This is a genomic window from Chitinophaga sp. 22308 (assembly GCF_052045305.1).
GTDB classification, from domain to species: Bacteria; Bacteroidota; Bacteroidia; order Chitinophagales; family Chitinophagaceae; genus Chitinophaga; species Chitinophaga varians_A.
In genome coordinates this window covers 140,522-164,564 of the sequence record NZ_JBQEOP010000002.1, presented here as the reverse complement: position 1 = coordinate 164,564, position 24,043 = coordinate 140,522, and the positions used below count along the sequence as shown (strand labels likewise).

General features: G+C 52.0%; 17 protein-coding genes. 8 read left to right on the top strand and 9 right to left on the bottom strand.

Annotated elements, in window-relative coordinates; translation table 11 throughout:
• Nucleotides 1–134: 134 nt before the first annotated feature.
• Nucleotides 135–4,499, top strand: a complete 4,365-nt coding sequence (locus ACTJJS_RS07440; protein ID WP_440663119.1) for a CusA/CzcA family heavy metal efflux RND transporter — start codon at nt 135–137, stop codon at nt 4,497–4,499.
• Between the two features lies 1 nt (nt 4,500).
• Complete coding sequence (locus tag ACTJJS_RS07435; protein ID WP_440663117.1) at nt 4,501–5,649, top strand: efflux RND transporter periplasmic adaptor subunit; 1,149 nt, start codon at nt 4,501–4,503, stop codon at nt 5,647–5,649.
• An 86-nt stretch (nt 5,650–5,735) separates the two neighbouring features.
• Here the strand turns inward: ACTJJS_RS07435 and ACTJJS_RS07430 are convergent, their stop codons facing one another.
• A complete protein-coding gene (locus tag ACTJJS_RS07430; protein ID WP_440663115.1) occupies nt 5,736–8,120 on the bottom strand; it encodes a glycoside hydrolase family 95 protein in 2,385 nt (794 codons plus the stop codon).
• Between the two features lie 170 nt (nt 8,121–8,290).
• On the opposite strand from ACTJJS_RS07430, the gene ACTJJS_RS07425 reads away from it, so the two are divergent.
• On the top strand, nt 8,291–8,596 hold the full coding sequence (locus ACTJJS_RS07425) for a hypothetical protein (protein ID WP_440663113.1): 306 nt from the start codon (nt 8,291–8,293) through the stop codon (nt 8,594–8,596).
• Between the two features lie 4 nt (nt 8,597–8,600).
• On the opposite strand, the gene ACTJJS_RS07420 is transcribed toward ACTJJS_RS07425, so the two are convergent.
• The 3 genes from ACTJJS_RS07420 to tkt form a co-directional block, all read right to left on the bottom strand.
• Nucleotides 8,601–9,380 carry a porin family protein gene (locus tag ACTJJS_RS07420; protein WP_440663111.1) on the bottom strand — a complete coding sequence of 260 codons (780 nt, stop codon included), beginning with the start codon at nt 9,378–9,380 and terminating at the stop codon, nt 8,601–8,603.
• 98 nt (nt 9,381–9,478) lie between these two features.
• Nucleotides 9,479–10,225: an HAD-IIB family hydrolase gene (locus ACTJJS_RS07415; RefSeq protein ID WP_440663109.1), complete on the bottom strand. Its 747-nt coding sequence runs from the start codon at nt 10,223–10,225 to the stop codon at nt 9,479–9,481.
• Nucleotides 10,203–12,233, bottom strand: coding sequence for a transketolase (tkt, locus tag ACTJJS_RS07410; protein ID WP_440663107.1), 2,031 nt, complete (start codon nt 12,231–12,233; stop codon nt 10,203–10,205). The genes ACTJJS_RS07415 and tkt overlap by 23 nt, the downstream gene beginning before the upstream one ends.
• A 161-nt stretch (nt 12,234–12,394) precedes the next feature.
• Here tkt and aspA point away from each other — a divergent pair, with 161 nt between their 5' ends.
• On the top strand, nt 12,395–13,813 hold the full coding sequence (aspA, locus tag ACTJJS_RS07405; protein WP_440663105.1) for an aspartate ammonia-lyase: 1,419 nt from the start codon (nt 12,395–12,397) through the stop codon (nt 13,811–13,813).
• Between the two features lie 61 nt (nt 13,814–13,874).
• Here aspA and ACTJJS_RS07400 read toward each other — a convergent pair whose 3' ends face one another.
• Nucleotides 13,875–17,099, bottom strand: coding sequence for a S41 family peptidase (locus ACTJJS_RS07400; RefSeq protein WP_440663103.1), 3,225 nt, complete (start codon nt 17,097–17,099; stop codon nt 13,875–13,877).
• Between the two features lie 100 nt (nt 17,100–17,199).
• Nucleotides 17,200–18,234, bottom strand: a complete 1,035-nt coding sequence (locus tag ACTJJS_RS07395; RefSeq protein WP_440663101.1) for a cyclic nucleotide-binding domain-containing protein — start codon at nt 18,232–18,234, stop codon at nt 17,200–17,202.
• A gap of 109 nt (nt 18,235–18,343) precedes the next feature.
• On the opposite strand from ACTJJS_RS07395, the gene ACTJJS_RS07390 reads away from it, so the two are divergent.
• The 4 genes from ACTJJS_RS07390 to ACTJJS_RS07375 all read left to right on the top strand — a co-directional run bounded on the left by ACTJJS_RS07390 (nt 18,344) and on the right by ACTJJS_RS07375 (nt 21,008).
• A complete protein-coding gene (locus ACTJJS_RS07390) occupies nt 18,344–18,721 on the top strand; it encodes a DoxX family protein (protein WP_440663099.1) in 378 nt (125 codons plus the stop codon).
• A 166-nt stretch (nt 18,722–18,887) separates the two neighbouring features.
• Nucleotides 18,888–19,184 carry a DUF2089 domain-containing protein gene (locus ACTJJS_RS07385; RefSeq protein WP_168872293.1) on the top strand — a complete coding sequence of 99 codons (297 nt, stop codon included), beginning with the start codon at nt 18,888–18,890 and terminating at the stop codon, nt 19,182–19,184.
• Nucleotides 19,184–19,738 carry a hypothetical protein gene (locus tag ACTJJS_RS07380; protein ID WP_343743858.1) on the top strand — a complete coding sequence of 185 codons (555 nt, stop codon included), beginning with the start codon at nt 19,184–19,186 and terminating at the stop codon, nt 19,736–19,738. Before ACTJJS_RS07385 ends, ACTJJS_RS07380 begins: the two co-directional genes overlap by 1 nt.
• Nucleotides 19,739–19,754: 16 nt before the next feature.
• Nucleotides 19,755–21,008 carry an alpha/beta fold hydrolase gene (locus ACTJJS_RS07375; protein ID WP_440663096.1) on the top strand — a complete coding sequence of 418 codons (1,254 nt, stop codon included), beginning with the start codon at nt 19,755–19,757 and terminating at the stop codon, nt 21,006–21,008.
• A 2-nt stretch (nt 21,009–21,010) separates the two neighbouring features.
• Here ACTJJS_RS07375 and ACTJJS_RS07370 read toward each other — a convergent pair whose 3' ends face one another.
• From ACTJJS_RS07370 to ACTJJS_RS07360, 3 genes are read right to left on the bottom strand one after another with little or no spacing between them, the layout of a single operon-like run.
• Nucleotides 21,011–22,201, bottom strand: a complete 1,191-nt coding sequence (locus tag ACTJJS_RS07370; protein WP_440663094.1) for a glycoside hydrolase 100 family protein — start codon at nt 22,199–22,201, stop codon at nt 21,011–21,013.
• A complete protein-coding gene (locus ACTJJS_RS07365; protein ID WP_440663092.1) occupies nt 22,198–23,340 on the bottom strand; it encodes a glycosyltransferase family 4 protein in 1,143 nt (380 codons plus the stop codon). Before ACTJJS_RS07365 ends, ACTJJS_RS07370 begins: the two co-directional genes overlap by 4 nt.
• Nucleotides 23,337–23,981, bottom strand: coding sequence for a PIG-L deacetylase family protein (locus ACTJJS_RS07360; protein WP_440663090.1), 645 nt, complete (start codon nt 23,979–23,981; stop codon nt 23,337–23,339). Before ACTJJS_RS07360 ends, ACTJJS_RS07365 begins: the two co-directional genes overlap by 4 nt.
• Between the last annotated feature and the right edge of the window lie 62 nt (nt 23,982–24,043).

Below are 24,043 nucleotides of genomic sequence, written 5' to 3'. Positions count from 1 at the left end.
CTTTTTTCCTGATGCCTGAACTTTTTCTGTCCTCCCCGGGTTAAAAAACGGGCGTACAACACTGTTGTGCTGCCTTGCGGGGAATACCGGAAAACGTATCATTCTGCATTCGTCAATTTTTTAAAGTTTACGTTTTGTTAAACAGCATTATCCATTTTTCCATTAAAAACAAACTGATCATCGGTTTGTTTATGCTGGCGCTGATTGGATGGGGAACCTATTCCGTTACCCAACTGCCTATCGACGCGGTGCCCGACATCACCAACAACCAGGTACTGGTCATCTCTTCTGCCCCCAGCCTGGGAGCACCGGACGTGGAACGTCTTATCACCGTTCCCATTGAACAGGCCACCCGTAATATTCCCGGTATTATCGAACAACGCAGCTTCTCCCGCTTTGGATTGAGCCTTGTCACCATCGTCTTCAATGACCAGACAGATGTTTACTGGGCCAGGCAACAGGTGAGCGAGCGATTGATACAGGTGCGCCAGCAAATACCGCCAGGTATTACTGAACCGGAACTGGGGCCCGTTACCACCGGCCTGGGCGAAGTGTTCCAATATGTCGTAAAGCCCAAGCCCGGCTATGAAGGCAAATACGACCTCACCACCCTGCGCGATATACAGGACTGGACCGTGCGGCGCCAGCTCCTTAGCACCGAAGGCGTGGCCGATGTCAGCTCATTTGGCGGTACCGTCAAACAATATGAGGTGGCCGTCAACCCCGACAAACTGAAAAGTTACCAGATCACTATCTCCGATGTGTTCCGCGCCCTGCAGGAAAACAACCAGAACACCGGTGGCGCCTACATCGAAAAAGGGCCTAACGTACTGTTTATCCGCAGTGAAGGCCTTGTTCAGGGACAGGAGGATATTGGTAATATCGCGGTAAAAAGGATCAACAACGGTATCCCTGTCCTCATCCGCGATGTGGCCACCGTGAAAATAGGCACTGCTATCCGTTACGGCGCCATGGTGTTCAACGGTGAAAGTGAAGTGTCTGGCGCAGTAGTGATGATGCTGAAAGGGGAAAACAGCAATAAAGTCATCAAGAATATCAAAGAGAAGATTGCCGCCATCGAAAAAACACTGCCTGAAGGTGTGGCCATCGAGGCCTTCCTCGACCGTACCAAGATGGTGGACAACGCCATCTCCACGGTAGAACGCAACCTGCTGGAAGGCGCCGCCATCGTGATCCTGGTATTGGTGATCTTCATGGGCAATATCCGCGCAGGCCTCATCGTGGCCTCCGTCATACCGCTGGCCATGCTGTTCGCCCTCATCATGATGAACCTGTTCGGCGTAAGCGGCAACCTGATGAGCCTCGGCGCGCTGGACTTCGGCCTGCTGGTAGATGGCGCAGTGATTATCATCGAAGCAGTGATGCATAAGCTCACACGCGGCGCCACGCTCAGCGGCGTAAAACAGCTTACGCAGGAACAGATGGACGAAGAAGTGGAGTCTTCCGCCAAAACCATGATGAACAGCGCCGCTTTCGGCCAGGTGATCATCCTGATCGTATACCTGCCCATCCTCTCGCTGCAGGGCATCGAAGGCAAGATGTTCCGCCCCATGGCAGAAACCGTGTCCTTCGCTATCCTCGGTGCCTGCCTGTTATCACTCACCTACGTGCCTATGATGGGCGCGCTCTTCCTCAACAAAAAACTCAGCCATAAAGAAAGCTTCGCAGATAAAATGATGACACGCATCAAACGTATCTACGATCCGCTGTTGCAGAAAACACTGCGTATTCCGATGCTGATCGTTAGCGTGGCGGTAGCGCTCCTGATCGTGGCGGCGTTTATCCTTTCCCGTATGGGCGGCGAGTTCATCCCCCAGCTGGAAGAAGGCGATTTTGCGGTAGACACGCGGATGCTGACCGGCTCATCACTCTCCACCACGATAAAAGGCACCAGCCAGGCTGCCCAGGTGCTACGCAAACAATTTCCCGAAGTGGAAAAAGTAGTAGTCAAAATCGGTTCCGGCGAGATACCTACCGATCCCATGCCGATGGAGGCGGCAGACCTTATGGTGATCCTCAAGCCCAAACATCAGTGGACCAGCGCCTCTTCCTTCCCTGAGCTGGCCGGTAAAATGAGCAAGGCGCTGGAAGCAGTACCGGGTATCAATACCGGCTTCCAGTTCCCGGTACAAATGCGTTTTAATGAACTGATGACCGGCGCCCGTCAGGACGTGGTCTGTAAAATATTTGGCGATGATCTCGATTCCCTTGCTGCCTATGCCGATAAGATCGGCGCCGTGATCGGTACCGTAAAAGGCGCGAAAGATCTTTATGTGGAAACCGTGACCGGCATCCCGCAGCTGGTGGTCAACTATAACCGCGAAGCCATTGCCCGCTACGGCGCTTCTGTCAGCGATGTCAACAACACCATACAGGCCGCCTACGCCGGCGCCGCCGCAGGACTGGTATTTGAAAACGACCGGCGTTATGACCTCGTGGTACGTATGGACGATCAGCAGAAACAGGACCTGGACGAAATCAGTAACCTCCAGGTGGGATTGCCTAACGGGGAACAGGTACCGCTGCATGTACTCGCTGATATCAGCATCCAGGACGGCCCTTACCAGATACAAAGGGAAGATGCCCGCCGCAGGATCACCGTCGGTTTCAACGTGCGCGGCCGCGACGTACAGAGCATCGTAAAAGAACTGCAATCCAAAGTAGGCAAACAGATCAAACTGCCTACCGGCTATTATATCACTTACGGCGGACAATACGAGAACCTGCAGCATGCCACCAAAAGACTCAGTATAGCCTTGCCCGTTGCCCTGCTGCTGATATTCCTCATGTTGTTTTTTGCCTTCCGTAAATTAAAATACTGCCTGCTGATATTTTCCGCCATCCCGCTGTCCGCTATCGGCGGCGTATTCACGTTGTGGCTGCGAGGCATGCCTTTCAGCATCTCCGCCGGCATCGGTTTCATCGCGTTGTTTGGCGTGGCAGTATTAAACGGGATTGTATTAATCGGAGAAATGAACCAACTAAAAATCAGTGGTATGACCAATATCCGGCAGATTATCGTACAGGCCACCCACGACCGGTTGAGGCCCGTACTGATGACCGCCACCGTGGCCTCCCTTGGCTTCCTGCCCATGGCCCTCAGCACCGGCGCCGGCGCGGAAGTGCAACGTCCGCTGGCCACTGTAGTGATCGGCGGACTGATCACCGCTACCATGCTCACGCTGGTAGTGCTTCCCGCCCTCTTTTTATTATTTGAAGAAGGATGGAAAAAACCGAAACCGGCTGCGCTGATGATACTCCTGCTGGTAGCAGCCCCCTCTTTGCTGAAAGCACAGGATGCCCGTCCGCTGACGTTACAACAGGCCCTTCAGACCGCGCAGCAACAGAACCTGCAACTGAAGCTCAACCAGCAACAGGCGGCCTATTATGAAGCCATCACGCGCAGCAGCACTGATCTGCCCAAAACCTCGCTGGCGGCTGAATTGGGAAGCGTCAACAGCGCCATGTTCGATAATAAATTCACGATATCGCAGGGCTTCTCTTTCCCCGCTGTCTACAAACGGCAACGACAGGTATACGAAGGCGAATGGCAACAGGCCAAACTGCAGACAGCACTGCAACAGGCAGAAGTAGCACGCCTCGTGAAGCTGGCCTATCTTCAGTTGCAATACCTGAAAGCCAAGAAAACATTACTGCAAAAAACAGACAGTATCCTTTCCAGTTATTCCAGGGTCGCCAAAATCCGCTATGACAACGGCGAAAGCAATCTCCTGGAAAAAGCGACGCTCGATAACCAGTCGCAACAGGCCCACATACAACTGGATATGATACAGTCTGACCAAAAAACTGCCGTCACCCAGCTGGGCATGCTGCTGCATGAAACCACGGCCAACATCGATCCGGTGGACAGCCTCTCCAGCGCCGTCGTGCTGTTTGACAGCACCACGCTGCAACAACACCCTTTTCTGCGCGCCTATCAGCAACAACAGCAAGTCAGCAACAGCAGAACACAACTGGAAAAAGCAAAACTGCTGCCCGACTGGAATCTCGGCTATGTGAACCAGTCCTTTATCGGATGGCAGTCAGACAAAAACCAGGTAGAACGCTACTACGGCGGCGGGCACCGCTTCTCTGCCGCACAGATAGGTATTGGCATTCCCATCTTCGCGTCGGCGCAGAAAGCCCGTATCAAGGCAGCGCAGCAAATGCAGGCCAGCGCCGCTACCGCCACAGAACTGGCCACCGTACAGCTGCGCACACAACTGGAACAAAACTGGAACGACTATCAGAAATACCAGCAGGCGGTCCGCTACTATCAGCAATCAGCCCTGAAACAATCCGATATCATCATCCAAACAGCCAATATCAGCTATAAAAACGGCGAAATAGGGTACATCGAATGGAGCACCCTCATCAGCAACGCCATCGCCCTGCAAAGCCAGTATATCGATGTTTTGAAGGAACTGAACACCCGGAAAACAGAACTGGAATATTTATTACAATTCAATCAGCAATAGCATGCGGAAGATATTCATATACATCGCCATCACCGGCTTCCTATACGCCTGTAACAATAAACCGGCAGCAGAAAAAACACCGGCGGAAAACAAACCAGCAGCGGATAACAACACCGTTACTCTCGACAGCGTCCAGAAAAAAAATGCGGGCATCGTACTCGATACCGTACGGATGGTCAATATGCACGCCACGCTCCGCGCCACCGGCACCGTAGACGTGCCGCCGCAAAACCTTATCTCCATCAGCTTCCCGATGGGCGGCTACCTCAAAAGCACGCGCCTTCTGCCCGGCAGCCAGGTGTCCAGGGGAGAGACGATCGGCACCATGGAGGACCAGAGCTATGTGCAGCTGCAACAGGAATACCTGACCGCCAAAGCCAATATGGAATACCTGTCGGCCGATATGGACCGGCAACGCACCCTCAGCGAAGCAGATGCTATCAGCAAAAAACGATATCAACAGGTGCTCAATGAATATAAAACCGCACAGGTAACGCTGAAGTCTGTCGGAGAAAAGCTGCGTATCATCAACATCAACCCGGACAAACTCACGGTAGGCAATATCTCGCGTACCGCGCCGCTCTTCTCTCCCATCAACGGTTACGTCACCAAAGTGAATGTTAACATCGGCCGTTATGTAATGCCTTCTGATGTGATGTTTGAACTGGTCAACCCGGAAGACATCCACGCAGCCATCACCGTGTTTGAGAAAGATATCCCCGCCTTCCACAAAGGCCTGAGAGGTAAAGTGACGCTGGTAGACAGGCCCGATAAAGTGTACGATATTGAAACCATCCTCGTCACTAAAAACATCAACGACAACCGCAGCGGCCTGATACACTGCCACTTTGAAAACCCGGGACACGACCTGCTGCCGGGCATGTTCCTCAATGCCACCTTTGACATGGACAGCCAACAGGCGCTCGCCGTACCGGAAGACGCCGTAGTGCGTTATATGGGCAAAGAATATGTGTTCACCACCAAAGATGGCAACAGCTTCACGCTGGTACCGGTTAATACCGGCCTGAAAGAAAGTAAAATGGTGCAACTGCTGCCCGGCGGTAAAGACCTTACCAATGAGAAGATTGTGACAACAGGCGCCTATTCGCTGTTAGGGAAACTGAAAAATACCGGCGAAGGGGAAGAGTAGTAAATTTTCGATTCTGGAATTTTTTGATGTTGGGATTTTGGTGGATGATCACCAAAATCCCAACTTTATTTTAGGGAGAAACGACATTACTGCAACAGCGCGCCCAGCGAATAGTCTTTACCAGCTTCGGTATTAAGCACCACGATCTGATCGCGGTAACGCACCTGGCAGCCACCGTTTTTGGTGGCATGCAGCGTAGCTGCCGCCAGGCGGCCGTCTTTCCACGACATATTCACCACAAAACCGCCACGGGCACAAAGGCCGTTGACCGTCCCGTTTTTCCATTCCGCCGGCAGCGCCGGTAACAACGTCACCATATTTTCATGGCTTTGCAGCAGCATTTCGGCGATACCGGCAGTAGCGCCGAAGTTACCGTCTATCTGGAATGGCGGATGCAGGTTGAATAGGTTGCTTGCTGATTTATGTGCCAGGATGATATTAAAGGCCTTTAATGCTTCGGGGCCGTTTTTCAGGCGCGCCCACATGTTGGTCACCCAGGCGGCGCTCCAGCCTGTCTGTGCCCCGCCGTGTTGCAGGCGATATTCGAGCGATTTACGTGCTGCGTTGACATATTGCGGTGTCTGGGCTTCATTGAAGGCAGATCCGGGGTACAGGGCATATAAATGCGACATATGCCGGTGTCCTGGTTCTTTCTCGGGGTAAGGTTTGGCCCATTCCAACACCCTGCCGTCTTCACCTATCTGCGGTTGTAACAGGTTGTTTTTAGCTTCGCGCACTTTGTCCAGGAATGGGTCCGACTGTTGCAGCACTGTGGCGGCCTGTAATACGTTGGTGAACAGCTCCTGTATCACTTCCTGGTCATGCGATGGCCCCATGCTGATGGTACCGTTGCTGCCGTCCGGCGCTTCGAAAGCGTTTTCCGGTGAAGAAGCCGGACCAGACACCAGTTTGCCGGTCTCCGGGTCTTTCACCAGCCAGCCCAGGTAAAAACGGGCGGCTTCGCGCAGTGTGGGATATACCTTACGCAGATAGGCCGTATCGCGGGTGAAAGCAAAATGTTCCCAGAGATGTTCGCAGATCCATCCGCTGGCGCCGGCAGTAAGTCCCCAGGAAGGCTCTTCACCCGGTGAGGTAAAACCCCACACATTTACGATCGGGCTGACACACCAGCCACTACCGCCAAACTGTACCGCGGCCGACCGGGTAGCCGGTTTTTCAATGCCCTGGATAAAGTTAGTCAGCGACAGATGCAACTCACTGAGGTTGGCCACTTCCGCCGGCCAGTAATTCATCTGCACGTTGATGTCGGTATGATAGTCGCCGTTCCAGGGGGCGAGTGTTTTGTTGGCCCATATCCCCTGTAAATTAGCCGGCAGCGTGTTTTTGCGGGCAGAAGAGATGAGCAGGTAACGGCCGTACTGGAAATATAATTCTGTCAGGTGGTTATCGTTGCCCGTTTCTTTTATGCGTTGCAACCGTACATCGGTTGGGATATCGTCTGTAGTATCATCAGACAGTTGTATCGCAACTCTGTTAAACAGGCGCTGGTAATCTTTTACATGTGCCTGTTTCAATTGCGCGTAAGGCTGCGCGGTAGCGGCTTGCAACGCTTTGGCCGTCAGGCCGCTGAAATCGCGTCCTTTATAAGTGGGATAGTTAGGCAGATAATCCGTGGATGCAGCCAGGTACAATATCACTTCGTCAGCATTCTTGACGGTCAACTGATTGCCGGTGTACGTTACCTGTCCGCCTTTGTTGCGCGCTTGCAGGCGCGCCATGTATTTCATGCCATCGCCGCCTTTACCGTTGTTTAAAGCCCCGGTCATTACGAGTTCATGGCCGCTTGCTTTTGTGGTAAACCGTTCGGGGCGGTCCATGGTAGCGGAAAAACTGATGGCTCCTTTTTTGTCGGCCGACAGTTTTACGGCCAGTACATTGGCGGGCGCGCTCACAAAATATTCGCGGGTATAATGCACACCGTCCTGTTCATAGCTGACACGAACAGTAGCATCGTCTAGTTGCAGGCTGCGCCGGTAGCCGGAAACAGCACTGCTTTTACCGAAATCCAGCCGCAGGTCGCCCAGCGTCTGATAGGAACCGAAAGGCACGTTGGAGCCGTTGCCATGACCGGAGCCGGCGCCTTTGCAGATCTGTGTTTTATTGGTAAGGGCCGTAGCTTCTTTAAACTTGCCCTCGAAGAGAAGCTTTCTTATTTCGGGGAGATATTTGGCTGCCTCGGGATTGTCATTATCATCGTTGCTGCCATTCCATAACGTCTTTTCGTTTAGCTGTACCCGTTCCTGGTTGACATCGCCGAAGACCATGGCGCCAATATTGCCATTGCCCAGTGGCAGGGCCTGTAGCCATGCCGGATCATCTTTCCAGGGAGAAGTGCCGTCTTTCGCGGTAGCGCTGGCAGGGGAAGTGTACCACAGCTTCATCGGACGTTGCTGTGCGAATCCTGTGGCGGTGGTTGTAGCCGCCAGCAGGCAGGTGATCAGGTATTTCATATGCGCTGCAGTTTACATGCTATGGACGAAAGATAATAATATTATCGGCTATCCGTATGCCTGTAACAAGCTGTTAACGCCACTAATCGTATTTTAATGCCGGAGTAACGGTATTTTAACTTTTTCGCGCCAATTCTATGATTTAAATTGACGGACAGAAAAGGTTGGTTATGGCAAACGAGAATAACAAATCACCACACATCCTCAATACCTCCAGCAACCTGCTGGGGTTTTGTCTGATAGTGCTCACCTCCATCAAGGTGGCACATTTTAACCAGGTCACTATTATCGATGATATTACGGGGGTGGCAGCTATTTTGCTGACGGGCAGCTGTATATTGTCTTTTCTGTCAATGCGCTCGAAACAGCGAAGGAGAAGTGAAAAACTGGAGGAAGCTGCGGATTACATCTTCCTCCTGTCTTTGGTATGCATTAGTCTAACGATTATTATCGTTTCATTTAACCTGCTGGCTTAACAGCTTATTTTTTGTCTTTAATACGGTAAGAGTAACCCAGTACCACTACACCTGCACCGGTGTTGTTTTCACCGTTTTTGGTGTCTTTCTGGATTTTCACGAAACCGTAGTTGCCACCACCTTCAATGAAGATAGCGCTTCTGCTGTTGACATGGTACGCTACACCTACCTGACCGGAGATACCAAAGTTGGCTTTCTTCAGGTCATCTTTGATGTTCTGGGTATGGTTGAAATCCACAGCAGGGAAAGGCAATTGTTGTGTGTGCGCTTCGTCCAGGTAGATCGGGCTGCTGCCGCTGGTTTCATTTTTACCGTCCAGCAGGAAGCTCACAAACGGACCCGCAGCTACATACACGTCCCATTTAGGACTGAAGCCGAAGTGGTATTTGGCCAATACCGGCACCATCAGGTAGTTGAACTTGGCAACGCTTTTATATGTTCCATACAGATACTGAGGAACAGGTTGGCCCTGCTGTTGAAAGAAACCTGCCATTTCCGGAGTTGGTGTAAAGCCCTGGTTACCGTCTTTTTTACCACCCTGCGCAGAATATCTGATTTCAGGCTGAATAGAAAAACGTTTGGTAAGGTGAAATTCTGCATGTATGCCTGCGTCCAGCCCCAGTCTGGAACTCCAGCCGCTATTAATAGGATTGGATGAACTGCCGGAAGTCAGGTTAGGGATACTTAAACCAGCCTTTGCACCGAGATCAATTTGTGCTTTCGCAACGAAAGGAGACAGCGCAGCCACTGCTATTACGGCAACGGCTAAACGTAATTTTTTCATAAGGTTTTGTTTGTAAAAGAATAGTTTCCCGGTAGCATTCTATACCGGTTGATCATATAAAGCTACGACTATAGGATTAATTACAAACAATATTTTTGTTAATCACCCAGACAAGCCAGAATGGCATCTATTACCCTCCGGGTATCTTCGGGGTCTCTTACGGCCACACAGCGAACGCCGGCCTGCAACGCCGGGTAATCGTTTCCCCCTTCAAACAGGGCGTCTCCTACAAACAACATCTCTTCAATAGTGACATGCAACGTATCGCGCAGCTTACGGATACCATATGCTTTATCTATACCTTCTTTCGTAATATCAACAGATGTCATGCCGCCAAGATTAACAGCAAAGCCAGGAATCAATTTATCAAGTATCTGTTGTATCTTCTTTCGTTTGGCGAAATCAGGGTCCCATGTTTTTTTGGCATCTACGGGCGCTTCCTGTCCCAGCGCTGACCATGTGATCTGGCTGCCACGGTCTTCTATCTGTTCACCCCAGGTTTTTTCTACGGCATAACCCGCTTCACTGACAGCAGTTTGCAGTGATTGGATAATTTTCGTTTTTTCTTCTTCGGTAAAATTTTCTGCGTACAGCAACTGCCACGACTGCTGGTAATGATAAAACTGCGTGCCACAGGTAGGCAATATGTACAACGCGGTGAGACGCGCTTCCGGCGGCAACAGCCGCAGCACCTGCTTTTCAAACTGCTCCCATTTGCCTCCGGAAATAATGGCCACCTGTGTTATCTGTGTCAACCGCGACAACAGACCGGCCATCGCTTCGTCAACAGGTGACTTGCTCACCGCCAACGTCCCGTCCAGGTCAAACACGATCAACTTTTTCATGCTGCAATAGTTTACGCGATTTTTCCAACACGTTGTCTACGGTAAATCCATAGTGTTTGAACAGTTCTTTTGCCGGCGCACTGGAGCCAAAATGGGAAAGACCGATCATCACGCCTCTTTCACCGGTCCATTGTCCCCATCCTTCCGGTGAACCCGCTTCTATTGCCACACGGGCTTTCACGGCCGGCGGCAGTACCTGGTGCCGGTAGTTCTCCGACTGCTCGCTGAACAACTCCCAACTAGGCATACTGACCACCCTGGCGTCAATATTTTCTTCCCACAGCTTTTGCTGGGCATCAAGTGCCAGCTGCACTTCTGAACCGGTGGCGATCAATATCAGCGCGGGCATGTCTCCTTTTTCCTTTGACAGGATATAGGCGCCCTGCTGTAAGCCGCGGGCACTCCCTGTTTTGGTGCGATCGGTAATGGGCAGTTTCTGCCGCGTCAACACCAGCATGGTAGGGCCTTTGGTGCGGGCAATGGCCGTATGCCAGGCCCAGGCGGCTTCATTAGCGTCCGCAGGCCTTATCACACAAAGATGCGGCATGGCGCGCAACGATGCCAGGTGTTCTACAGGCTGGTGCGTGGTGCCGTCTTCTCCCAGTCCGATACTGTCATGCGTCATCACGTAAATCACGGGCAGCTCCATAATACAGGCCAACCGGATAGCGGGCCGCGCATAGTCCGTAAAAATGAAGAAGGTAGCGGCGTAAGCCCTGACGCCACCGTGTAACTGCAGCCCGGAGCTGGCGGCGCACATCACATGTTCGCGTATGCCCCAGGCGATATTGCGGTTTTCATAATGTTCTTTGCTAAAATAACCGGATGATTTGATCATCGTCAGCGTGGACGGCTCCAGGTCGCCGCTGCCGCCCATCAGCCAGGGCAGCTTCCCCGCTACGGCGTTCAGGAATGCGGCAGAGATTTCCCGCGTGGCCTTGGGACCGTCTTCCGGTTTGTATACCGGCACATCTTTGTCCCATCCTTCAGGCAGCGCCTGGGCAACGTACTGCTGCAACAACGCATATTCGCCGGGATATTTGTTCTGATAATCTTCCTTCAGCTTTTCCCACGATTGTTCGGTATCCTTCCCTTGCTCAATGACCTTTTTCATGTACACCCGCACATCTTCGGGCACATAAAAATCTTCATCCGGTGGCCAGCCGTAAAATTCTTTGGTGAGCTTTATTTCGTCAGCACCCAGCGGTGAGCCGTGCGCTTCAGGCGTATCCTGTTTATTGGGGGACCCATACCCGATATGGGTACGCAGCAGGATCATGGAAGGCTTGTCTGTCACCGCCTTCGCGGCCTCGAAAGCAGCTGATATGGCTTCCAGGTCATTCCCCCTGTCGCCCTGGTCCTGCACATGCCAGTGGTATGCCTCAAACCGTTTGGCCACATCATCGGAATAGGCCAGCGATGTATTACCTTCTATCGTGATATGATTATTATCATACAAACATATGAGTTTACCTAAGCCCAGGTGGCCCGCCACCGAAGCGGCTTCATGAGAAGCACCCTCCATCAGGTCGCCATCACTACAGAAAACATAAGTGTGATGGTCAACGATCTTTATATCGTCTTTATTAAAAACAGCAGCCAGGTGCGCTTCGGCCATGGCCATCCCCACAGCGGTCATAATACCCTGTCCCAGCGGACCGGTGGTAGTCTCTATGCCCGGCGTAAGGCCATATTCGGGATGTCCTGGCGTATTACTGCCCCACTGCCGGAAAGCCTTGATATCATCCAGTGAAATATCATAGCCGGTGAGATGTAATACCGCATATTGTAGCATCGAAGCGTGGCCATTGGACAACACAAAACGGTCGCGGTTAAACCAGTCCGGCTTCCGTGGATTATAACGCAGATGCTTCGTCCATAATACAAATGCCGCCGGCGCCAGTGCCATCGGCGTGCCCGGATGCCCTGAATTCGCTTTCTGTACCGCATCCATTGCCAGGCAACGAATGGTGTCAATACACTTTTCTTCGATGGTCATAGCTTTCATGTTATGTTTTTTAGTGGAGAGGGTAGGTAGGCAAAGCCACAAATAAAGTACCAACTGACGTAAATCATCCGCCGGCTGACTGGTATCATTTACCACCCTTACAGACCGGGGTACTTTTGTGTTGTCAAAACAATGATCCTGACCACTAAAAATATTCAGCCATGAAACAGACATTCAGAAAAGAACACGACTTCCTCGGAGAAAGAAAAATAGATGACACCGTATTTTATGGTATCCAGACATTAAGGGCCATCGAAAACTTCCACATCACCGGCGTGCCCGTTTCCCGCGAACCGGTGTTCATCAAAGCCCTGGGCTATGTGAAGAAAGCAGCGGCCATGGCCAATATGGAACTGGGCGTACTGCCCCGCGAAATAGGCGAAGCTATTATGAAAGCCAGCGACCGGCTCATCGCCGGTGAACTAACAGACCAGTTCCCTACCGATATGATACAGGGCGGCGCCGGCACTTCTGTCAACATGAACGCCAATGAGGTCATCGCCAACGCGGGACTGGAATATATGGGCCATCCCAAAGGAGCATACGAATACCTGCATCCCAACAATCATGTCAACTGCTCCCAGAGCACCAATGACGCCTACCCTACCGCCATGCGCATTGCCTTGTACCTGAAAGTCAATGATCTCCTAACCTCCATCGATCTGCTGCAAAAGTCTTTCGGCAAAAAGGGAGTGGAATTTGCCAACGTGCTCAAAATGGGACGCACACAGTTGCAGGACGCCGTGCCGATGAGCCTCGGCGCTGAATTCAACGCTTTCGCCACCACGCTGCGGGAAGACGTACAACGCCTGCGCGAAATACAGGCGCTGCTGACAGAAGTCAATATGGGCGCTACCGCCATCGGTACCACTATCAATGCACCGGCCGGCTACCCTGAACTGGTGACCCAATACCTGGGCGAAATTACCGGATTGCCGATCGTGCTGGCTACCGACCTCGTGGAAGCCACTTCCGATACCGGCGCGTTTGTACTGCTGTCCGGCATGCTGAAACGTACCGCCGTAAAAGTGTCCAAGATATGTAATGACCTGAGGCTGCTGTCTTCCGGACCACGGGTAGGGCTAAACGAAATCAACCTGCCACAGCTGCAGCCCGGTTCTTCCATTATGCCAGGCAAGGTAAACCCGGTCATCCCGGAAGTAGTGAACCAGACAGCCTATTACGTTATCGGCAGCGACCTGACCATCACCATGGCCGCAGAAGCAGGCCAGCTGCAGCTCAACGTGATGGAGCCGGTGATCGCTTTCAGCCTGTTCAATATGATCACCTATCTGCAGCATGCTTTTGATACGCTCCGCCTCAAATGTGTGGACGGTATCACCGCCAACGCAGACGTTTCCAAAGCAATGGTGATGAACAGCATCGGCATCGTTACAGCGCTGAACCCGTTGCTGGGCTACGAAACCTGCGCTGCCATTGCGAAAGAAGCTTTAAAAACAGGCAAAACCATCCATCAGATAGTAGTAGAAGAGAAAGGATATATCACAGAAGAACAGTGGAATGACATCTATTCATTCGAGAACATGATCCATCCGCACGGCATTTACACAAAAGCATAACTAAAAATGGAAAGCCCGGGAACAGTAACGTTCCCGGGCTTTCCATTTTTATTGTCAGCTCTTATTTGATCTCTTTCAGCATTTCTTTCACAGCAGTTTCCAGCTGATCATCTTTGCCGGCCAGGAAGTCCTCATAACGCAGCGGCACACGGATATCCGGTTCCACTTGCAGGTTTTCCGTAGGACGGCCCTCTTTACCGATAGTAGCGATCATCGGAATACCAAATACCAGCGTAGGATCTATTTGTGTTTCCCACCATACGGCAGTACCGGTGCCCGGAACAGGCATACCAATGAGTTTGCCCAGTTTACCCTGTTTGTAAACATATGGGAAGATAAACGCATCACTGTAGTTGCCTTCGCTCATGAGCACGCAGCTGGGGCCCTGCCACTGGCCTTGTGGCTCACCGCCCTTCACCAGGTTGCCCTGGGGCGCAAACTCCAGGTATTTCTTGCCGCTGAGGAAGTTGTACAGATCATCGTGCAGCCATCCGCCGCCATTGAAGCGGGTATCCACGATCAATGCCTGTTTGCCTCTGTTTTTACCCATCACTTCGTCGTATACGGAACGGAAGCTGGCGTCGTTCATGCCTTGTACATGTACGTAGCCTACTTTGCCGCCACTGAGTTTGTCTACCAGCTTACGCATGTTGTTCACCCAGCGTTTGTACATCAGGCCACTTTCTTCGCCGCGGTTGATAGGTTTCACGGTTTCTTCATAGTGTTTGCCGTCTGCATCGGTGAAGCTGATCAGGACATTACGTCCTGCTTTGCGGTTGAGCTGTTCTGCCCAGTCTCTTTTGGCAGTAACGGCTTCTCCGTCAATTTTATCGATCACGGCGCCGGCTTTCATTTTGCTGCCAGCTCTGTCAAATGGTCCACCGGCAATAATTTCGTCTACTTTCAGGCCGTCTTTGGTGAAACGTTCATCAAACAGCAGGCCGAGGGAAGCAGTCGCGTCACCATCGGGGCGTACCGGAGAATAACGGCCACCGGTATGGGAACCGTTCAGCTCACCCAGCATTTCGCTGAGCAGCTCCTGGAAGTCGTAGTTATTGCTGATATGCGGGAGGAAACGGGCATAAGTGTCATGGTACATTTTCCAGTCCATGTTGCGGATGGTAGGATCATAGAATTTCTCTTTCACCTGTTTCCATGCATGGTCCAGGATGTATGCACGTTCGCCGGCCTGGTCCAGCAGCATCTCAGAACTGATGCTGATAGGCGTGATTTTGCCGGAAGCGGCATCCACTTTCACTACGCTGCCTCTGTTGCTCACAAAGAGGGAGTTGCCGTCTTTGCTCAGTTCAATGCTGCCGGGTGAGCCACCCAGTTTAGCGAGGATTTTGGTATCGCCGGTGCGGGGCTCTGTTACCCACAGGTCGTAGCCTTTTTCAAAAGAAGCGGTGTAATACAGCTTACTGTTGTCTTTGCTCATCACATAGTCGCTGATGGAAGCGCTGTTGATGGTAAGGCGCTGCTGGCGGTTTTCCAGGTTATTGAAATCCGGGCGGAAATCTTTTTTAGCGGCAGCAGTATCTTTTTTCGTGGCCGTGTCTTTACCGCCTTTCTTCGCGTTGTCTTCCTGGTCTTTCAGGAGATTAAATTCATCTTTGGACAGTTTGTATTTGTCGTAAGTTTCCTGGTCAAAGAACACCGCGTAGATATCTGTTTCGCGGCTGCCCTGGCGTGCCAGTGATTTACGGCCTTCACGGCTGCTTTCCCATGTCATCATTTTGCCATCGGCGCTCCATTTCACGTTGCCTTCACCAAAACCGCTGCTGATAGGTCTGATAGGTTCACCTTTTCCATCAACCGGGATGATGGAGGCATTGCTGGTGAACGCATACCCGCCCTGGTCTTCCACTACGATCCACTTGCTGTCGGGGCTCCAGGAGAAGGTCCAGTCGCCATCGGAATAGGAGTGGTTATGGCCTTTAGGCAGCAGTACGCGGCTTTTGCCGGAAGCGATGTTGAATACTTTGAGGATGTTACGGTCTTCCACATACGCTATTTCTTTTCCGTCAGGAGAGAACAGCGGCTGGAATTCTTCCGCGGCGGTAGCGATGAGCGGCTCTTCCTTCAGCACGGTGGCAGCGAAGAAATAAGGCTCTTCTTTACGTTCGATGGTGCTTTGGTAGATGTCCCAGTTGCCGTTACGTTCAGCGGCATAAACGAGGCGTTTGCCATCAGGGGACCATTGCACCATTCTTTCCTGTTGTGGTGTGTTGGTCACTCTTTTGGTCATGTTGCCTTCCACGCTGGTCACAAATACTTCACCGCGGGCCACGAAAGCCATTTGTTTGCCATCGGGGCTCATCGCGAATTCAGTCACGTTACCGTTAACCGGCAGCGGTTTCTGTATGCCGTTACGGCCATCATTGAAGATGCGCACGTTTATTTTCTGCGGCTGGGCGCCTTCTTTCAGCGTATATATTTCACCGTTATAGGTAAAGCAGAAAGTGTTGTTGGCGGAGCGGGACAGGTGACGTACCGGATGTTTGTCAAAACGGGTCAACTGTTCCATTTTACTTTTATCTGTCAGCGATGATTTGAACAGGTTCTGGGAGACACCGTCTTTTTCGCTCAGGTAGTAGACGTTGTTATCACTGCCAAACAGCGGCTCACGGTCTTCCCCTTCAAAAGTGGACACCTGCTGATAGCTGTTTTTGTTGATGTCATACACCCAGATATCGCGGGTAACAGAAGACACATGATGTTTACGCCATGGGTCTTCATAACCTTTGCGGTCCTGGAAGATGATCTGATCGCCTTTGCTGTTGTAGCGGGCAAATTCAGCACCGGCAGCGCTGACCAGCATAGGACGGCCGCCTGATACCGGAACGGTGTACAGGTTGTCGAACAGGCGGTAGCTAAAGCGGATGCTCTGGGCGGGGGCATTACGCGCCGAGCCGAAAAGCACCTGTTTGTTGTCCGGTGTAAAATCGTAGGGATAATCCGCGCTGCTATTGCTCGTGAGCCTTACGGGCGTACCGCCTTCTGCCGGCATCACAAAAACATCGAAGTTACCGTAACGGTCACTCGCAAAAGCGATGTATTTACCGTCATGGCTCCAGACAGGCATCATGTCCTGTGCCTCATGAATGGTAAGGGGAACAGCAACGCCGCCGTTGGCGTCTACGCGGTAGATATCTCCTTTATACCCGAAGGCGATGGTCTTCCCATCCGGGGAGATGGCAGGATAACGCAGCCAAAGCGCGTTCTCCTGGGCATAGGTGGCAGTGGCCATCAGCCAGGCTGCACAGGTGAAAAGCAATTTCTTCATAAGCTTTAAAAGCGATTTGTTGTTTGGTCAGTAAAGCAAAATAAAAAAAAGCGGGGGGAGTTCTTCCTAATTAATGATAAATGGCACATTCAGGTGATGGTCAGTGGTAGGCGATTTCCTCCAGCCTGCCGGGCTGCTGCAAGGTAATGCTGCTGCCTTTGATGGCAATCAGCTTTTCACTACGGAATTCACTCAGGGTGCGTATCAGCGATTCGGTGGCGGTACCGGCCAGCGCGGCCAGCTCATCACGTGCAATATCAATGGTATAGTTGGCGGAACGGTCTGCCTGGTATTTGTTGCGCAGGTGTATCAGGGCGCTGGCCACTTTCTTGCGCAAGGTGTTGTAGGCAATGCCCAGCAGGCGCTCTTCTTTTTCGGTGACGTTGCGCGCCAGCAAACGGACGAAACGCTGTATGATCAACGGGCTGTGATCGAACAACGCGATAGCGTCGTCTCTGGGGATCAGGGCTATCTCGGCATCTTCCATTACTACAGCGGTGGCTTTGTAGGTCTCTTCTTCCAGCAAGGCGATGTAACCGAAAAAATCACCGGTATTATACAAACCGATCACCAGGTCTTTCCCGTCTTCATGGGTTTTGACCGTCTTCACTTTTCCCGACATGATGTAATACAGGTACCGCGGCGTACCGCCTTCCCGGTATATTTCTTCGTGCGCGGCGGCCCGGATGGTATTACGGCCTTCCAGGAAGCGGGTTATCACCGACTTAAAATCATTTTCCGTTTCCGGCTGATGTGCATATAACAGCTCTTTTTTCTTTAACCGGTTCACGATGGTCTGCACCAGGTCGTGGCTGGTATAGGGTTTCACCAGGTAATCGTCGGCGCCCTGGTTCATCACCGTGCGGAAAGCGTGTGGTTCATACTTGTCTGCCAGCATGATAAAAGGCACCGGCAGAAAACGGGTGTCTTGCCGCAGGATGTCCAGGACCGCCGGCCCGTCGGTACCTTCCATGGCCATTTCGCAGAGTATCAGGTCCGGCAGGTGCAGCCGGGCTGTTTCAATGCCGTTTTTACCATTGGAGGCCGAAAGTACTTCGTAGCCCTGTAATACCAGCATATCGCGTATAGCTGTGGCCGCAGTTTTTTTGGTCGAGATCAGTAAGATGGTATGCATACAGTTTGATTAACAACTGACGCCCGGCATTGTTACGCCTCCAAAAAAATTGTGGGCGACCTTGTCCAAATTGCGGGCAACCTGTTCGTCACTGCATTAAAATATACTGATGAGAAAAGACAAATTCATTTATTGGGCCACAACTGTCGCTATTGCACTGATTTCCGCCGGTGGCGGCCTCGGACTGCTCACCTCCTCTTTTATGATCCGGACTGTTGACCTTATGGGTTATCCCGCATATTTCAGGGTGGAACTGGCCATTTTTAAAATCATTGGCGGCATTGTATTGCTGCTGCCGGTAGCACGGCGCGTCAGGGAATGGGCGTACGCCGGACTGGGCATCAATGTGCTCTCTGCTTTCGTGGCTTTTGCGGCTATCCACGGAACGCCCGGCCAGTATATATTTCCAGTGGTGGCGCTGGTGCTGTTGATTATTTCTTATCGCTACTTTAATAAAATTAATACGCCGACAGGCGCTATCGCTTAATACTTCCCCGCAAATCTTTGCTGAATAAGCAGGCCACTCCTCCCCGGGCTATAAAGCCCGGGGTTAATTTGTTTGCCCCTTTCTCTCCTTTATTTGTTTAAACACTTATTAATTTTATTAAACTTTAAATCAATTTTATTAAAAATTGATTTAACTTTGTTCAACAATGAAACAGATAAAAAAATCTTTGCCTCTTTCCTGCCCCAGCTGTGCCTCACCGCTCAAGGTTACGTCCCTGGCCTGTGAAGCCTGCGACACCACGGTATCCGGCAGCTTTGAGCTACCGTTACTGGCGCGCCTGTCGGCAGATGACTTACAATTTGTGATTGATTTTGTAAAAACCAGCGGCAGCCTGAAACTCATGGCGCAGCAGCTGGGCCTGAGTTACCCGACAGTACGCAACCGGCTCGATGACATTATCGCCAACATAGAAAAGATTGAAAAAAATATAAAAATACCCTGATGAACACCTGGTTATTACGTCCGTTTACCTACATCGCCGGCGGCAAAGCGCTGCTGGCAGGATGGGTCATCATGCTGATCACCTCCGTGGTGGCTTATTTCAGCAAAACCCATTTCGATGGCGCCATTGATGCGCATATCGGTTCCACTGTTACGCCTTATTATATTTATCTACTGGAGACGCTGATAGCCTGGGGATGTATGGTGCTGGCCTGTTATGCAGCGGCCGCCCTCTTTGCGCGTACCTCCTTCCGCCTCATTGATATTGCCGGCACCCTGGCCCTCGCCAGGGCCCCGCTGTTGCTCGCCGCGCTGATCAACTTTGCCATGCCGGCCAGAGTAGACCCTACTGCTATTGACCCGATGGTGATAGTATTTGCACTGATTTGCCTGCCCGTCTTTGTCTGGATGTTGGTACTGATGTACCAGGCGTTCAGTATCTCCGCCAACCTGAAAGGCAACAAAGCGGTGATCATATTTATCGTTACGCTGCTGGTAGCGGAGGTAGTCTCCAAGTTATTGATGCAATTCACCCTTCCGCTCATGTTATCCTGATTTTTAAAAAAACGGTATGAAAAGAATTTGTTTACTGACAACCCTGTTGCTGTCTTTTTCTCCGGAGATAGCAGCGCAGGCAGATTACCCCACTGCTGCCGCAAAAATCCAACGCTACTACAACCGGCAGCTGGCCGACAGCCTCTATGGCATGTTTGGCAATTCCATCAAATCTGCATTGCCACCGGACCAGACCAGGGCCATGCTCTCTCAGCTGCAAAATCAATTGGGCGATATGATGCGCCTCACCCCTACCGGCGGCGATGCCAGTTACCACACCTGGAAAGCGGATTTCGCCAAAGGCACCCTGACAATGATCCTCGCGCTGAACACCGGCAATCAGCTGGAAGGATTTCGCTTCGTGCCTTACCAGGAGAAAAAAACAGCAGAAAACGAAGTGGACAACTATAACCTGACGACTACCGACGCCACAATCCGCGGCACGCTCACCCTGCCGGTAAGTAACGGCCCTGTACCGGTAGTATTGATTATTGCCGGCTCTGGTCCCACTGACCGCGACGGCAATAACAACATGGGCCTTAAAACCAATGCCTATAAGATGCTGGCGGCAACCCTTCAGGCTGATGGCATCGCCTGCGTGCGCTACGACAAAAGAGGCGTAGGCGCCAGTGCCACCGGAAAACCGGAAACAGACATTTCGTTTGAAGGCACCGTCAACGACGCCGCAGGTTTTATCAAAATGCTGAAAGCTGACAAACGTTTTTCCCGCGTTATCGTGGCCGGCCACAGCGAAGGTTCCATGATCGGTATGCTGGCCATACAACGCAGCGCCGCCGATATGTTCATTTCCATCGCCGGCGCAGGCGAACCAATCGATATCATACTCCAGCGGCAACTGGCCGCACAATCTCCACCGTTGGCGGCCAAGGCGAAAAATATGCTGGACAGCCTCAAACAGGGACATAGCGTGGTGAATACAGAACCGGCATTACAAAACTTGTTTTACCCGGCCGTACAACCTTACATGATGTCATGGGTAAAATATGATCCTGAGAAGGAAATCGGTAAGCTAAAAATCCCCGTACTGATCATACAGGGCAATACAGATGCACAGGTAAGCATGAAAGACGCGCAACACCTGAAACAGGGCGCCCCCACCGCTCAACTGGAGATCATTGACCAGATGAACCATGTGTTGAAAGACGCTCCGGCCAGTGGCGGCATCAACGATATTACCTATGCTGATCCTACTAAACCGTTGAGCACACAGTTTGTAAAAGATGTAAAAAACTTTATCAAAAGCAGGTAAAATTATTTTTCCCGTGAACTGTGTTTACGCATCTCCTCAAAAAAAGGCGTCCTGCGTTCTTCCACGCATCTCAGCGCATACAGGTACAGCGCCGCTGACCAGGATTGCCAGTTCTGTCCTTTAGGCAAGCCATTCTGCGCGCGCAGCCATTCGTTGAATCCATATTCCAGTGGCTGCGCGTGCGACGGTTTTACTGCATGCGCCAACGCTATAAGTTTTTTCTCCGCCAGCTGGTATTTGCCTGCGGCCACTAACGCCGCTATATACACGCCGCAGATAAAAGGCCATATGCCACCATTATGATAATCGCCGGGCATATTAAATTGCTCGTCCCGCTTCCGCCAGTCAGGATCACCAGGCTGTACAAAAGGGAAAAAATTGGGCGGCAGCTCAGAAGCCAGGTCTCCTTTTTCCCGCATCACCGCACATTCTGCCTCAATCCACGCAATCATCCGTTCTGCCCTCGATGGTGAGGCGATGCCTGTCAGGATAGCGAGACTGTTGCCCAGCAGGTCAAACCGTTCGCTGCTATAAATTTTATAAGACCAGCAGGCATAGTAAGGTTTGTTTTTCACGGTGAGACCTTCGTGTACATGCTTGTGCATAAAGTTGCAGGTAATTGTAAAATGCCTCATCTCCTGCAAAAACGTGTCGGCACGCTGATGCCGGTCAAACATGCGCAAGCCGGCATACACCAGTGTATTGACGTATAGTCCATACCCCAGCACCCATTGTTCATCGCGCCAGTCACTGGTAGGTAATTGAGCCACCAGCAGCCGGTCAGACGGACTTTGGTAATACAGCCAGACGAGCGCTTTCTCCGCTGCCTCCTGCAAATAATCTGTCTCACCTGTAAGCTGCCGGTAGATGCTGATCCCTACGAGGAACAGCGGCGTAGTATCGCTGGCGCCGAGGTTTTCAGCGTCATGCGCCAGTGAAGGGATATGCCCGTGTTCCGTCTGGTTGTGCGCCAGCGCGTCCAACACCTTCCGCATACTGATGATCAGCTGCTCATCGCCGGAGACAGCAATGCCAAAGAAGGTGAACACCATATCGCGGGTATAGGGCTCCGGATAAGCCCAGCCGGCAGTGCGCGGTAAACCGCCAAAAGGCCCGCGGCGGTTATGATGCAATACCTCCAATGCCGCTTTCCTCGCCTGCTCCACTTCTTCGGTAACGGTATACTTTTTCATACGATACCCAGTTTTTCATGTACTATCTGTAAAAAACGACGGGCCACCACCCGATAGTCAAAACGCTGTTTCACCCGCTCTCTGCCGGCGGTGCCCATCTGTATCCTTAAGTCCTTGCTGAGCAGCAACTCACGCAGGTGCCCGGCAATATCCGCTGCATTGGCGCGGTAATCCACCGTGCGTGGCTTATCAAACACCACGATGCGCCGCTTGTCAAAACCTGATTCGGTGCCTACTTCCACTTCCTTCAGCACTACTTCACGCTCAACGCCGGCCAGCAATGCTGTTTCCCCGTGTACGAGCGTATCCAGCATGCCCATCGCCCGGAGGCTCACCACCGGTTTGCCACAGGCGCCGGCTTCTACCTGTGTCATGCCAAAACCTTCCAGCCGGGAAGGCGCGGCATAGATATCACAGGCGCTTATCAGGTAAGGCATGAAGTTGCGTGATATTTTATACTGTGTGTAAATTACCCGCTGATCTATGCCCAACTGTTTTGCCAGCTGCATGTCCGCCTCATTCTGGCAATTGGTGCGTTCCTGCGGCCATACCTTGCACACGTATTTCCAGGGCGGCATCTGCCCGTTGAGCTGCGCCAGCGCATGCATCACTTCCTGCGCACCTTTAGAGGCGGCATCACCGCCAATGGTCAGTATCATCAGCTCATCGTCACGGATGCCCAGCGATTCCCGTACAGCGGCCACTTTAGGATCTGACGCACTGAAAGGACGGAAACTGTCCGTATCACAGCCCACAGGCAACACTTCAATATCACGGCCGCTGATGCCGTCACGGACGTACATTTCCTTTACCCAGTTGGAGGTGACCAGTATCAGCGGCAGCGTGTTGAGCACGTCCTGGTAATTGGCGATAAAACCATCGGCCACCAGCCAGGGCACAGCGGTACAGCCAAAATGCTGCGGATGCAGCACCAGGTGCGGGATATATCCCCAATAGCCAACACCCGTGACCACGTCCGGCTTAAACCACCGGTAATACCATTCCTTTTCCTGGTTGGATTCGTAATGTACAGCGTGAACATCCACGCCCAGTTCTTTCAGGCCTCTGTATAGCAGGTCTCCCTGTGTGGCCAGCCCGCCGGGGCCGGCCGGATAATCGTATAACACAAGTACTTTCATGGCAGGATACGGTTTCTGTTCAGCCATTGTGCCGCCTCCGCTACCGTGCTGAACGTCCGGAACGCTTCTGCGGAAGGGGTGATCTTCGCTTCCCAGCTATCGTGACTAAATCCATATATATCGGTGATGATTGTTTTTTTCTGTTGATAGATGTCCGCCGGCAACGGCAGATAGATGTCCGCCGTGGGGTCTGCCAGCGGGAAACGGCTGCGGCCGGCGTCATCGTAGGCAAAGAACCACAGCTCCGGTGATGACAAACGCTGCTGCTCCCACAGTTGAAATACCGCTTCGCTGACTTCCTCATGGCGGCGGTGCCTGGTATATTCCCCGGCAATGTTGTGGGTAATGATCAGGTCAAACTGTGTATATGGCAACAGTTGCAGTACCTGTTCCGCCACGGCCGGAATGGGCAATGGGGTTTGTTCCGGTCCGTCGTCCATGTCCGCCATGCTCCCCGTGACGCCCAGCGCCTGTAATACGGCCGCGAAGCGGGGCGCCCTGTCTACGTCGCCAGCCCGGCAGATACAGGCCACAAAACATTCCCACTCAGGATGGGCCAGCAGTGTGCCGCCTGCCCACAACGTTTCATCGTCCGGATGCGCCACGATGACGGCCACCTTTTTGCGTCTGGAGAATTGCATGGTTCGTTCTGATGTGGTATACAGCTGAGCAAGGCATCAAGAAACGTACCTGAACGCAACAG